Origin of the sequence: Sorangium sp. So ce176 (genome assembly GCF_051519835.1) — a bacterium.
Lineage (GTDB): Bacteria > Myxococcota_A > Polyangia > Polyangiales > Polyangiaceae > Sorangium > Sorangium cellulosum_G.
The window spans coordinates 7,192,893-7,206,283 of sequence record NZ_CP150371.1; the positions used below are offsets into that span (position 1 = coordinate 7,192,893).

Sequence of the window (13,391 nt, forward strand, 5' to 3'; positions counted from 1 at the left end):
TTTATTGTTCTCTTCTTCTCAGCTCGCGTAGAACCTCGCCACCTTGGCGCGCCTTGCAGTGATTGCAGTGCGGAAGAAACACTCTGGGCTCGCCAAGCGCCTGTGGTGGTTGGTGATCGGCAATCGAGTTCCCGCTCTTCGTTCCCGGGTCCTTGGTGCCACATGTGTGGCACCCGCGCTTATCCATTATTTTATTGATCTGCTTTTGCTCGCTGGCGGTCGGCCGACCTCGATGGGCAGGAATTGACTCCTTCGCGAAGGGCCCGGGTTCGAGTGTAGTTGGTCCCTCTTTGGATGGCGTCGTTCCCGGCGGGCCTATATTGCCCGACCCTTGCGACATCAGCGCCTGCGACAGGCCCTGGAGCCCCGCCGCGATGTTGCCGACCCCACCGACGACGAGCCCGGCCGACACGGCGATCGCAGGCACACCGATCGTCGCGCCGATCCCGGTGGCGCTCGTGATGCCCCCGAAGACCTCCCCCGTCAAGCCCCCGATCGTGACGGCGAGCCCACCCACGATCTGCCCGATGGCCAGCCCCATCCTGGCTTCCGGCGTCCCATGGGCCAGCACGCCCGCGGCGTCCAGCAGCCCATGCCCCACGCCGGCGAAGGGAACCGCCCCGAGCAGCAACCCGGCGATGAACCCTCCCTCGATCTGCACATAAGGGTTCTGCGACCAGTCGACCGGCGCCGTGGTCACCGGCTGCGGCACATGCCCGGAGGCGCTTCCGGTCGTGCTGACGTCGACCGGCGCCGCCGCCGCGCCGACCTCCGCAGCCTCACGCGGCCCCTCTACCTGATTGAAGAAGGGATGGTTGCATTCGAGCCCGCTGCAACTCAGGATGCGACGCACCTCCGGATCGTTGTGGAACTCCGGATCATTGAAGACCTGGTCTTCCGGCTCGAACCCGCTCGGATCGACAAAGTTGAGCGGGCTATTCAGCACGTAGCTGTAGGGATTCCAGCTCTGTCCGAAGAACATGAAGGAGACGATCGGGTCGGTGGTCAAGAACCGCCCGATCCTGGGATCGTACATCCTGCCCTTCATGTTCACGAGCCCGATCTCGTCCTCGCTCTCGTGCCCGGTAAACCCCTGCGTCGTCTTGCTGGTGAACGACGCCGGCGCGGGCTCTCCCCACACGGGGTTCCTGCGCTGCCCGAACGGATCGTAGCTCCGCCGTTCGATCACGTCGCCGTCCTCGTCGGTGAGCGCATCGACCGAGCCGAGGTGGTCGACGTGCACGTACCGTACACCGTCGTCCGAGCCTCCCCGGGTCACGATCGCCACGACCCGCTCCGGCGAGTGCACGTAATACCGATGCTCCACGGTGCCCGACGCCGCATCGGTGACCCGCTCGTACAGATCGCCGAGGTAGAGCGTCTCCTTCTCGGGTGTCGTCTTGCGGATCCGCTGCTGGTCGCCGTCATAGGCGAACGTGACCGTGCTCGTGCCTTGCGTGATGCGCTCCGGCAGGTCGAACGGCGTGTAGCGCACGGCCGTGCCGCCGGGGCGCGCGATCTGATTTCCGACAGCGTCGTAGCCGAAGCTGCCCGTCAAGAGCGCTGCGCCGGTGGCGGCGTGCGGGTGCAGCGGATCGCCATAAGCGAGCGTGCCGGTGTCCGACTTGAAGGTGAGATTGCCGTTCGGCGCATAGTCGTAGCGGACCGCGCAAGCCGCCGACGCGCTCTCCACCTCGCTGAAGTACGCGCAGGTCAGCCGCCGGAGCGCGTCGTACCGGAAGCGCTCCGTCGTGTTCCGGCGCTGAAGCGCATCGGTGCGGCGTGTGAGGTTCAGGAGATCGTCATACCCGTAGTCCAGGTCTTGCACCTCGGTCGCGCCGCTCTGCGTCACCACGTGTCCGAGGCGCTGCTTGTCGGCGTGGTAGCTCCGTGTGGTGACCGCGCCGTTGCCGAACACCTCCTCTCGAAAGCGCCCCGCGTCGTCCACGTCCGTCAAGCGCCAGTACGCGGCCTTCGTCCGGCTGTCGCGCACGGCGAGCACATGGCCGTGCGCGTCGTGGTCGTGGGCCACGACGAACGACGCCGCGCCGGAAGGCGCAGGATACGTGACCGTATCGATACGACCGAGATCGTCGTAGTCCAGCCTGGCTCCCAGGGGAGCGCCCTCTCCGTCGATGCGGAGCGTGATCGTCTCGATCTGGCCGAGGCGGGTGTACCCGTACGTCTTGTCGGCATCCGGGCTCGTGATCGTGTGGAGCTTGCCGATCCCGTGCGCCGCCGTGTCCCAGGTCCACTTCGTTGTAAGAAGCTCGGCGCCGTGACGGTCCACGCGCGTGTCGGGTCGGCCGAGCGCGTCGTGTTCCCACGTGGTCTCGCGCCCGAGCGCATCGGTCGACGACATCAGCTCGCCGAAGCCGTCGTGGATCGAGCGCGTCGTACCCCGATCGGGGTCGTCGAGTTGCCGGACGCGGCCGAACGCGTCGCGCGTCATGCGCGTCACCGCGCCGCCTGGATCGGTGACCGTGTGCAGCGAGCCGAACGGGCCGTAACCGTAGCGGGTGATCCCGTCGGCTGCATCGGTGACGGACTCGGCTCGCCCCAGCGGATCCTGCGCCGTCACGGTCACGTGGTCGAGCGCGTCGGTGACGCGCACGAGCAAGCCATCGTAATCCGTCGTCGTGACCGCGTTCCACGGCGTCGTGACGCGCACTTCGCGGCCCAGGGCGTCGTGCTCGTAGCGCTCGTACAGCCTCTCGCGCTCGGGCGTATCTTCGCTGACCGGCACCGAGCGCCGCGCGATGTGCTCGCCCGATGCATCGTACCCGATCTCTTGCATGATGCGCTTCGTTTCGCCCGAGCCCTGCGCCGCTTCCGGCTGGGGCCCGTACCACCACCACCGGATCTGGCGGCCGAGGCTGTCGAATTCGATCGTGTCGTCGGCGCCGCCGGTCGTGGTGCTTCGCTCCGTCACGCGCCAGGCGTCCTGGTCCGGGCCACCGTCCTTGGTGCGCGAGAGCGCGATCGTCGTGGTGGTGCCGTCCGGGCGTGTCTCGACGCCGAGGCGCCCGAACCCGTCGATCTGCCACTCCGTGGCGAGCTGGTTCGGGTCGACCCGCCTGAGGAGCACGCCGAGCGCGTCGTCGTACTCCACGATCGTCGTGTGCCCGACCGCATTCACGTAGCTCTCGGGGAACATGCCCTCGTCGTCGAGCTCCGTGCTGGATGTCCGCCGGTGACCGAAGGCGTCCTCCGCCGTGACGCCGGTGATGTTGCCGAAGTCATCGTGCGTGTAGGTGAGCTTCAGCTTCGTGTCGGGCAGGCGGTCGTCGCTCTCGGTGGACTCGGTGTCGACCTCGCCGTAGATCGTCATGGTCCGCGTGAGGGTCCGGCACTGGGATATCCCCGCTGCGGCGCTGCACTCCGTCTGCGTCTGGAGCTGACCGAGGACCCAGCGTTCGGTGTCGTTCTTGAACGCCCGCGTGACGTTGAACGTGAGGTCGACGCCGCTCGTCGAGACCTCCTCGGCGCGCACGTTGCCGAGCTCATCGAACTCGGTCACCTTCGACACCGAGTCGCGAAGCAGCACCGCGCCGCCGCCTCCGCCCTCGACCTGCCGCACGTACGCCTCGATCGTGGGCGGCTCGCCGCGCGGGGGCGGAGAGATCCCTTGCGCTCGCCTCACCCGGCGCTCGGTCGGCAGCGTGAAGTACGTGGCGCCATCGTTCGTCGGAACGAGCGTCCGCTTCACGTCGACGAACGAGAGCTCGATCTGCTCCGGCCTGGGCTGGGTGGGCAACCCCGGCGCCCAGTGCCACGTCCGCTGGACGCGCCCTGCGAAGGGGAAGACCTGGAGCTCGTCGTCGTACGTGACGTGGTCGTACACAGCCATCGTCGCCGCGCCCGTGTCCAGATCGGTGACAATCCGCTCCCCGAACCCGAGGAATCCCCTGCCCAGCCGGTGATAGCGCCCGTCGCGGTAGCTGACCTCGAAGCGCCGCTGTCGATCCGCGCCGTTGTTGAGCGCGTACGCGCTGACCACCCGACGAGGTCCCACGACGCAGCGGCGCGGATGGCCGCAGTCGTCCGCCGCGCCGGAACGCGCGAGGTAGAGCGGGCCCTCCCGCGCTGGATCCTCCGCGCTGTCGCCCGCCGCCGCCGCGTCGGTCAGGTGCCCGTACGAGATGCTCACGTTGGGCACGAAGCCCGGCTCGGTCGGCTCGCGGGCGTTCATTCCGTCGGAGATCGCGACCAGCAGATCCTGATCGGCCGAGAGGCTCTGGAAGATGGTGAACAGGCCGCCGAGCGTCAGGATCACGTCCTGGACCCCGTCCCCGTTGACGTCGCCGGTGCGCGGCCCGCGTGGATCGGCGAGGGTGATTGCATCGCCGAGGCTGGCCTCGAACGGCACCCGCGGGTCGGCGAGCGCAAACGGCGGTCCCTCGCGGTCGCCCGTCGCCAGCAGAACGGCCCACGATGGCAGCGCATCGGAGCCGCCCAGCAGCATGCCCGGAGGGACGGGCATCAAGAGGTCCTGCCGCCCGTCGCCATTGAAGTCGAGCGGCACGGCGAACCGGAAGAACGCGTCCTGATCCGGGAAATCAAGCAGATCGCCGAAGCTGAACGCGTCGACGGTGCGGAACGGCGAGCGCACGAAGGTCGGCCCCGTGTTGAAGTAGGTGGTGAGCTGGTGGTGATTGAAGCCGGATTCGACGGCATCGGGCAGACCGTCGCCGTTCACGTCGAGAAAGGCGACCCGGCCCCCGGGGCCCACGACGGGCAGCGCGGTGTCGAACACCTCCCAGCGCTCATCACCCCGGCGCATGATCGCGTCGTAGCTCGAACCGGTGAGCACCGTCCCGTCACCGAACCGCTTCAAGGACGGAACGATGAGATCGATCTTGCTGTCGGCGTCAACGTCGAGAGTGTGGAACTCCGTATCGCAGGGGTAGCCGGTGAGCAGCTCGATTGATTCGCCGGTGGCGTCGAATCCCGCGGGCGTCACGCCGCGTGCAGGCCGCCACATGTGGACGGTCCACACGGCAGCGAGCGGGAGCGGTGCCTGTCCCTCGCGGGCGTGGTCCTCGCACTGGATCAGATCCGGCACGCCATCGCCGTCCAGGTCGGCGAGGTGCATCGACGCGCCGGGGCTGCTCAAGCTGGGCGGCGCAGGCGTGCTCTTGAGCGGAAAGGGCCTGCGGATGCCCGTGTCATGGAGCGCGAAGGTCCAGTCCGGCCGGGACAGGAGCACATGCCACGTGACCTCGGCACCATAGACGTCGTGGAGCAGGACGTCCATGCGCCCATCGTCGTCGTAGTCCAGGACCGTCCCGAGCTCTGGCTGAAGCGTGGCCGGGTCGGAGGACCCGATCGGATCGGCGACCGTCGGCCACTCCTCGAGGAAGGCGAGCTCCGCGGGTGCGAGAAAGGACGGCGAGGCGCGGGGCCCGAGGTTCCGCGCCGCCAACCATGCGGTGATCGGGTTGCTCGGTGTGCTGAGCGCCGCGACAATGTCCGGAATCACGAGGTCGTCGCGCCCATCGCCGTCGACGTCGAACACCATCGGACTCGCCCTCTCGGAGACCGGCTTGCCGATGTCCGTCGTGAGCCGCTTGAACCCAGGGCTGGCACGGCTGTACTGAAACCGCGTGGCGGGCTTGCAAACCCCGTCGCTCGCGCATTCCTCGACCTGGGTCAGGAGCGTGCGGCTCGTCGCTGGGCTGAGCTCGTAGCCGAACCCGTAGCGCCGGACCAGGGTATCGCCCGGGCCGAGCATCTGGATCTCCTCCAGGCGAAGTGAGCGCTGGAGCGCCATGCCGCCCGAGTAGCCGGTGCGGATGGCGGCCGGATCCTTCGTCCCATACAGGAAGCGCACCGCCCGTGAAGGAGCGAGCGACGGCGTGCCCTCGAAGCTCGTATAGCGGATCTCGTCCACCGCGTACTCGGCCGCGTGGCCGTCCTCCGCCTCGGCGACGCAGTACGCGTACGTCATGGCGTTGCCGCGCCCGTCGCGGGCCTTGTTCGCGAGCCACGCGCGCGGCACGCCGCCCCGCGCGAGGGGTTTGCTGCCCTCGGTGCGCCCGTAGTCGACGACACGGCCGGACGGCAGGTGCGCGTCGAAGAAGAGCGCCTCGGCGGGTGCAGCCTCTTCCGGAGGATAGTGCCCGACCACCTTGACGAAGGTATCCGGGAACGTCCGGTACTCGATGGTTCCCGGCCCCTCTCCCACGGGGACGAGGCGCTGGCCGTCGAGGCAGAGCTTGTCCTCGCCGTCGTACCTCACGCCGCGGATCTCCCCGTCCTGCGCGAGGTTGCTCGGACATGGCGTGATCGCGGAGAGCCCTGCGATGGAGAAGCCGGCGCCGAGCACGCCGTCGCCGGCGTCGCTGCGATAGACGAGCTGGAGCCGAGGTCCCATGCCTGCGCGGGAGGGCACGGTTGTCAATTCCATCGCATACACGGCCTCCCCGGTGCTGGAGATGGAGAACGTCCCCGGAATGGTGCCGGCGGCGACGGTCTCGACTTCCGGCGCGGGGCGGGGCGTCGCAGGGCCGTGTGTGCCCTGGGTCCGACAGGCGACGAGGCCAGGAGGCGTCTCCAGGGGCGGACCGCCGAAGGCGCACTGGCATCCCCCCTGCGCGAGCACGCAAGCGAGAAACATCAAGAGCGGGATGATCGTCCGGAGAACGCGTCGAAGAACGAGCGCCATCGCAGCCTCCCTCGTATCGAGGAGGCCATGGCACGGCAGCCCGAGTCAACCGCTGATCTCGAGTCGATGCTCCTTGCCTATGATGAGCGCAAGGCATTCGTCGGAGCACCTATGCCCGGCCGACATACACGCACAGCAGGATTGCGCTGTGTCGATAGCGCATTCCGCGGGCCGCGCTGGAGCGCAGCAAGGCGAGATCGATCGGACGGTGCATCGACATCATCGCCCGCCCATCGCCTGGGTGTGTCCCTTGCGGCGCTCACCGGGTTCAAGCAGTCCTCGGCGGCATGGGCGCGCGCCTCTCAGGTCAGGCGCGCAGGTCCACCAGCACACCGCACTGCGAACAAACGTACACACGTAGTGTCATTCTGGATGCTCGCCTGTAAACGTCCGGGCACACGTAGTGTCATTCTGGATGCTCGCCTGTAAACGTCCGGGCACACGTAGTGTCATTCTGGATGCTCGCCTGTAAACGTCCGGGCACACGTAGTGTCACTCCGCAAGCTGCCGGGACGGCACGACCGTGGGCATGGATCCGCGGCCTCCTGGTCGCCCTGGTTCCGTGGGTCCAACCGCCCGGCGCGACGACTCCGCGGGCTTCGTGGATCGCGAACCCCCGCTGCTGGCGTCCAACCGCCGGTGCGACCTACCGTAGCTGCGGCGGTGAGCGCGTGCGACGGGAGGCCTTCGCGCAAGGCGGCCGAGGCGCACCGAGCGGCTGCGCGCTTGCCGAGCTCGCGAAGCCGGTAGTGACTTCAAGCATCAAGCCAATCAACGGCGTATGTGCAACGCCACGCATTCACGGACGGTACTTACGCCCGCCTCGTGGCGTCAATCCTTGCCAATAGCTGCCGAACGACCCCAGGAACGAGAAAAGACAACCCGATGCCGGAAGGGGTCGTCCGTCCGACGCACCGGGCCCAGGCAGACACATCCACCGCGCAATTTCTCACATTATTCCACCAAACGGTTCTCGCCACGCGCCGCCCCTGCAGAGCGCCAAGCGCTCGCGAGCGCCCGCGAGGGGCGGAGTCTCTCACAGGGCGGCATCGGTAGGTCGTTGCTCGATCGCGCAACCCTGCGTGCCCGCGCGCCCTCCCGGGACCTGACACCCCGCGCGTTCGCCGCGGCGCCGCCCTCCCCCACGGGCCGGCACGCGGGTTGCTCCACCATCCAGCGCACGCCGGGCGCTCCGCTGCACGGAGAGCGCGCGCCCGGCTTGCGCACGCACGGCCGACCCCGGCGCCGCGGCGCCCTGCGCCGCCCTGCCGAGGGAGCGACGGTCCCCGCCTGGAAGATCGAGACAGCGGGACACCTGAGCCGATGGCGCCGAGCGCGCACGGGACAGCAACAATGAACCAAGGGTCTTTCCACCGATGCTCCTGGAACAAGTGTACGAGAACGCCCCCGCCGTGCAGAGCGGCAGGCATTACACGACGGTCAACGAGTTCACCGATCAGCAGCCTGCCCTGAGGCCCGAGGTCCTGCTCGAGGTGCGGGACAGGCTGTGCGGCCTCGGCGCGTTCAGCGCCGACAAGCTGCTCGTCGAAGAGGACAAGGGGGCCATCCTCGGCGCCGTCGTCGCGATCACGAAGCGGCTGCCGCTCGCCGTCGCCCGCTGGTACAGCTACGATCTCACCCACTCCCTCACCGTCCCGATCTCGTCGGAGTACTTCGCCGGGAAGCTGTACGTGAACGGGATATCTGCAGGGGATCGGGTCGTCATCGTCGATGACACGATCAGCACCGGCGGGACGCTCGCCGCGCTCATCGACGCGGTCCAGTCGGCCGGAGCCCTCGTGGTCGAGGTGCTCGTCGCTGTCGAGAAGGTGGACAACCGCGGATCCGAGCTCATCCGATCCAGGTTCGGCATCGAGGTGAAATCGCTGATCCAGGTGACCATCGATCCCTCGCTGCGCCGGACCAGGGTCGTCTCGAACGCGCGTCGGGCTGCCTGATGGAGGCGCGTCGAACGATGTGCAGCGAGAGACACATGCCGCCGACGGAGCTCTACCCGCTGCGGCGGGTCTGCGAGGCAGACGCCGCCGCCGTCTTCGCGAAGTGCGAGTTCAAGAACCCCACCGGGAGCCACAAGGATCGCATCTTCGCGTACATCATTCACGAGCTCGAGCGACAGGCGCTGATCGAGCCGGGGATGACGCTGGTCGAGTGCTCGACGGGCAACGGGGGTGCGGCCCTTGCATATGCCGGCAGGGAGAGGGGCTACAAGGTGGTCGTCTTCATGCCGGCCGGGATGACGATCGAGCGCAAGACGCAGATGCGCTCGTTCGGCGCCGAGATCATCGAGACGCACAGCGGGTCGTTCCTCACCTACGCGGAGGAGCAGGCCCGGGAGTACGTCCGCAAGCACCCTGGCAGCTACTTCATCGATCAGTCGACCAGCCCGCTGAACCGGCAGGCCTGGCGCCGGTGCGGCGCCGAGATCGTCGGCGCGTTCCGCGCCCTGGACAGGGTGGTCGATCTGTTCATCTGCGCCATCGGCACCGGCGGGACCTTCTCGGGGATCGCCGAGGAGCTCAAGGCGAGCTTCCCCGCGATGCGGACCGTCGCCATCGAGGTCGACAGGTCGGCGCCGCTCCACGCCAGGCGCCACGGCGCGCCGTTCGAGCCGCGCTCTCACAACCTCATGGGGCTCGGCCCCGGGAAGCTGACGAGCGTCCTCCGTGAGGACCTGGTCGATGACGTCGAGGTCGTGTCAGGCGAGGAAGGCTGGACGATGATGAAGTCCCTCATCGACCAGGAAGGGCTCTTCGTCGGGCCGACCGCCGGCGGCAACGTCGCGATCGCCCTGAAGCACGCGCGGCGGCTCGGACCGGGGAAGAACATCGTCACCGTGCTCTTCGACTCGGCGTGGAAGTATTTCAGCGTCTGGGACGGGAACTACGGCTGTGTGGGGGGCCCGCCGTGACGACCGCCTCGGCGGCCCTCGGGCGCCCATCTCCCCGCGTCGACACAGCGGGCGTCGTCGCGGTCGGGGCGTTCAGCCTCTTCTCCGCGGGGCTGGACGTCTACGCGGGGAACGTCCTCCAGCGGATCGACCCGATGCTGCTGATGTTCCTCTGCTTCACCAGCGCGTGGGCGGTCTTCACGGCGAGGGAGCTGCTCCGGAGGAGCAGGTTCGTCGCCATCGCCCTCGAGCGGCCGTCCGACGTGCTGGCGCTGAACCTCACGACCGCGGTGACCTGGGTCGGGCTCTTCTACGCGCTGAAATACGTGGAGCCGGCGCTCGTCAACGGGATCTCCGTGGCCATCGGGCCGATCTGCACCATCCTCCTCGGGCGCTATCTCAGGCGGCAGTCGCGCGTGCTGCAGATCGAGTGGTGCTGCGCGGCAGGCATCTTCATCACGGTGCTCGTCCTGTCGTGGTCGTCCATCGCCCGCGCCCCCGTCTCGGGCGCTCGGACGCTGCTCGGGCTCGTCAGCGGCGTCGCGTCGGGCGTCTTCGCCGCGGGGAGCCTCATCTACTCCAAGAGGCTGAGCGAGCGGGGGCTCAGCGCGTCGGCCATCATGTCCGTCCGCTTTCTCCTCCTCATCGGCGTCACCTTCGCGCTGAGCCGCGCCGCGATCGGGGGGTCGCTCGTCCGGCTCGACATCATGATCCCGGCGCTCTCGCTGTCCCTCATCGGCATCGTCTTCCCGCTGTACCTGCTGCAGGTCGGCATCCAGCGGCTCGAGCCGGTCTCGGTCGCCCTGATCGTGACAGCCGCGCCGATCCTGACGTTCCTGCTCCAGATGTTCGACGACAGGATCGCCTTCTCGCTCACCTCGCTCGCGCTGATCGTCCTCATCACCCTCCTGGTCTCCACCAGCGTGGTGGCTCGTTACAAGATGGAGAGGAGCCCGCGATGAACTCCACCAGAACAGCGGCCGTCGTCGACGCGTACTCGACCGGCCAGTACCTCGCCTCCGAGCTGCGGAAGCACGGCTTCTCGTGCATCCATGTGCAGAGCACGCAGGTGATCCCCGAGATCGGCGCCGCGTCGTTCCGCCCGGGCGACTTCGTCGCGAGCGTGGCGCACGACGGCGACGTCGACGCGACGGCCCGGGCGCTGTCCGCGCGCGGGGTCGAGCTGCTCATGATCGGGTGCGAGCTCGGGGTCGAGCTCGGCGACGCGCTCGCCGCGCGGATGCGGCTCGCGTGCAACGCCCCCGCGCTGAGCCGGGCGCGGCGCGACAAGTTCGAGATGGGCGAGGCGCTCCGGCGCGCGGGCGTCCCTGTGGCGCGGCAGCTCAGGTCCGCGCGCCAGGACGACGTCGAGGCGTGGGCGTCCGCGCTCGGGCGCTGGCCGGTCGTGCTCAAGCCGGTCGACAGCTCCGGGTCGGACAACGTGATGTTCTGCCGGGGGCAAGCGGAGGTGGCCGCGGCGTTCCAGCGGATCACCTCGAGCAGGAGCGTCACGGGCCGGCAGAACCGCGACGTCCTTGCCCAGGAGTTCCTGGAAGGGACCGAGTACTTCGTCAACACGGTCAGCGCCGAAGGCAGGCACCATGTCGCGGAGATATGGCAGTACCACAAGCGCACGGTGCCCGGGGCCGGCAGCATCTACGACTGGGAGGAGCCGCTGCCGTTCGAGGGCGAGCCCCAGGCCGCGCTGCGGGGCTATGTCGTCCGCGTCCTCGACGCGCTCGGGGTCCGGGTCGGCCCCGCCCACAGCGAGATCATGATGACCGCGCGCGGCCCCATCCTGCTGGAGACGGGCGCCCGGCTGGCCGGGTCGATCATCCCCGCCGCTGTCTCGGCGTGCATGCAGCGCAACCAGGTCGAGCTCGCTGTCGAGGCCTACGTGCGCCCCGCGGAGCTCCTCCGGAGGGTCGGCGTCCCTTACCGGATGACGAAGCGGCTGCGGTACGTGTCGCTCATCGTCCCTCGCGATGGCGTCCTGCGGTCCGTCGATCGCCTGGACGAGATCCGGAGGCTGCCGTCGTTCTTCGACATGTGCCTCTATGCTCGTCCCGGCGCGCGCCTGAGGAAGACAGTCGACGCGTTCACCTCGTCAGGCCACGTCTACCTCATCCACGAGGACCCCGAGGTCCTCCGCAGGGATTACGAGGCGATACGCGCGCTGGAGCTGAGCGGCCTTTACGAGCTCGACTAGCATCATCCGGACGCGTCCCCCGCGACAGCGAGTCAGAACATGCGAACACCTCGGACGAGGAGCGTGACGGCACGGTCATGATCAAGGGCAGCGCCTGCGCAGACGGAGGGTCGCCGAGGACACGCGCCCTCCGGGAGGAGCGGGGCGACATGGCCCCGGCGAGCCCGCTCGCCGGCCCCGGGCCGCGCGCCGAGGGCGGCGTCGTCGGCGTGTTCGGCCACGCGGACGCGCCGGCGCGCGCAGCGCTCGGGCTCCACGCGCTGCAGCACCGGGGCGAGGCGGCGGCCGGCGTCGTCGCCTGCGACGGCCGGCGGTTCGACGCGCACCGCGGCGTCGGCCTGGTCGGCGAGATCTTCCTGAGCGAGGCGACGAGGGGCCGGCTCAGGGGCCACGCCGCCATCGGGCAGAACGCGGGCGCGATCGCGAGCGACCCGGAGCGCCGCGGCGGCCAGCCGCTGCTCGTCGACCTCGACCTCGGCGGCCTCGCGCTCGCCCAGAGCGGCCGCCTGACCAACGCCGCCGCCCTGCGGCGCGCGCTCGCGCAGCGCGGCGCGCTGCTCCGCTCCGCGACGGACGCCGAGGTCCTCGTCCACCTGGTCGCCGTCGCGCGCGGAGACACCCTCCCCGAGCGCCTGGCGCACGCCCTCCGCCAGGTCGAGGGCGCCTACGCGCTGGTCGCGCTGACGCGCGAGGCGCTGCTCGGCGCGCGCGACCCGCTCGGGGTGCGGCCGCTCTCGCTCGGTCGCCTCGACGGCGCCTACCTGCTCGCGTCCGAGACCTGCGCGTTCGAGCTCCTCGGCGCCGAGCGCGTGCGCGACGTCGAGCCGGGCGAGCTGGTGGTGCTGGACGGCGGCGAGCCGCGATCGCTCCGCATCACGCAAAACCGGGGTCGTCGGCCCTGCCTCCTCGAGCATGTCCGCCTCGCGCGCCCCGACTCGGTGCTGGACGGCAGCTCCGTCTACGAGGCGCGGAAGCGCATCGGCCGGGAGCTCGCGCGCGAGAGCCACGTCGCGGCCGACCTCGTGATGCCGGTGCCGGACGCGGGGGTGCCGTCCGCGCTCGGCTATGCCGCGGAGGCCGGCGTCCCGTTCGAGCCCGGCATCCACCGCAGCTACCCCGTGGCCCGGAGCGCCGTCGCGCCGGCGCAGCGGGGCCGCGGCGTCGACGTCAGGCTCCGGTACAACGTGAGCTGCCGGGAGATCGCCGGCAAGCGGGTCGTCGTCGTCGACGACGCCTTGAGCTGCGAGCGCGCCGCGCGCGAGCTCGTGCGGATGGTGCGCGCCGCGTGCGCCCGTGAAGTGCACCTGCGCATCGCCGCGCCGCCGCTCGCGCATTCCTGCCATTACGGCGTGAGCACGCCGGGGTGCGAGGCGCGGAGGGCTCGCAGCGCCTCCGTCGAGGAGACGGCGGCGCGCCTCGCCGCCGACAGCCTCGCCTTCCTCTCGCTCGACGGCCTCTACCGGGCGCTGGGCGAGCCCGGGCGCGACCCCGCGGCGCCGAGCTACTGTGACGCTTGCTTCACCGGCCTGTACCCGGCGGAGCCGGCCCTGGTGGCGTGAGCCCCAGGGGCTCGCGAAGCCATGCGAGCTCGCGCGGGCGCGGAGGTG

Annotated in this window: 6 protein-coding genes; 5 read left to right on the forward strand and 1 reads right to left on the reverse strand. The window is 69.5% G+C overall.

The window, feature by feature from the left end; translation table 11 throughout:
- Window position 1: 1 nt before the first annotated feature.
- A complete protein-coding gene (locus WMF42_RS26900; RefSeq protein WP_437685624.1) occupies window positions 2-6,667 on the reverse strand; it encodes an RHS repeat-associated core domain-containing protein in 6,666 nt (2,221 codons plus the stop codon).
- A 1,376-nt stretch (window positions 6,668-8,043) separates the two neighbouring features.
- Here WMF42_RS26900 and WMF42_RS26905 point away from each other — a divergent pair.
- The 5 genes from WMF42_RS26905 to purF all read left to right on the forward strand — a co-directional run bounded on the left by WMF42_RS26905 (window position 8,044) and on the right by purF (window position 13,343).
- Window positions 8,044-8,625, forward strand: a complete 582-nt coding sequence (locus WMF42_RS26905) for a phosphoribosyltransferase family protein (RefSeq protein ID WP_061605696.1) — start codon at window positions 8,044-8,046, stop codon at window positions 8,623-8,625.
- Between the two features lie 35 nt (window positions 8,626-8,660).
- On the forward strand, window positions 8,661-9,596 hold the full coding sequence (locus tag WMF42_RS26910) for a cysteine synthase family protein (RefSeq protein WP_437685626.1): 936 nt from the start codon (window positions 8,661-8,663) through the stop codon (window positions 9,594-9,596).
- Entirely contained in the window at window positions 9,593-10,537 is a 945-nt protein-coding gene (locus WMF42_RS26915; RefSeq protein ID WP_437685628.1) for a hypothetical protein, read from the forward strand. The genes WMF42_RS26910 and WMF42_RS26915 overlap by 4 nt, the downstream gene beginning before the upstream one ends.
- Window positions 10,534-11,784: an ATP-grasp domain-containing protein gene (locus WMF42_RS26920; protein ID WP_437685630.1), complete on the forward strand. Its 1,251-nt coding sequence runs from the start codon at window positions 10,534-10,536 to the stop codon at window positions 11,782-11,784. The genes WMF42_RS26915 and WMF42_RS26920 overlap by 4 nt, the downstream gene beginning before the upstream one ends.
- Before the next feature lie 149 nt (window positions 11,785-11,933).
- Window positions 11,934-13,343: an amidophosphoribosyltransferase gene (gene purF, locus WMF42_RS26925; protein ID WP_437685632.1), complete on the forward strand. Its 1,410-nt coding sequence runs from the start codon at window positions 11,934-11,936 to the stop codon at window positions 13,341-13,343.
- Window positions 13,344-13,391: the final 48 nt, after the last annotated feature.

What these genes read in the sequence shown, in the direction of transcription:
- WMF42_RS26900 (WP_437685624.1), bottom strand. Translation starts at nt 6,667, where the DNA reads ATGGCGCTCGTTCTTCGACGCGTTCTCCGGACGATCATCCCGCTCTTG.
- WMF42_RS26905 (WP_061605696.1), top strand. Translation starts at nt 8,044, where the DNA reads ATGCTCCTGGAACAAGTGTACGAGAACGCCCCCGCCGTGCAGAGCGGC.
- WMF42_RS26910 (WP_437685626.1), top strand. Translation starts at nt 8,661, where the DNA reads ATGCCGCCGACGGAGCTCTACCCGCTGCGGCGGGTCTGCGAGGCAGAC.
- WMF42_RS26920 (WP_437685630.1), top strand. Translation starts at nt 10,534, where the DNA reads ATGAACTCCACCAGAACAGCGGCCGTCGTCGACGCGTACTCGACCGGC.
- purF (WP_437685632.1), top strand. Translation starts at nt 11,934, where the DNA reads ATGGCCCCGGCGAGCCCGCTCGCCGGCCCCGGGCCGCGCGCCGAGGGC.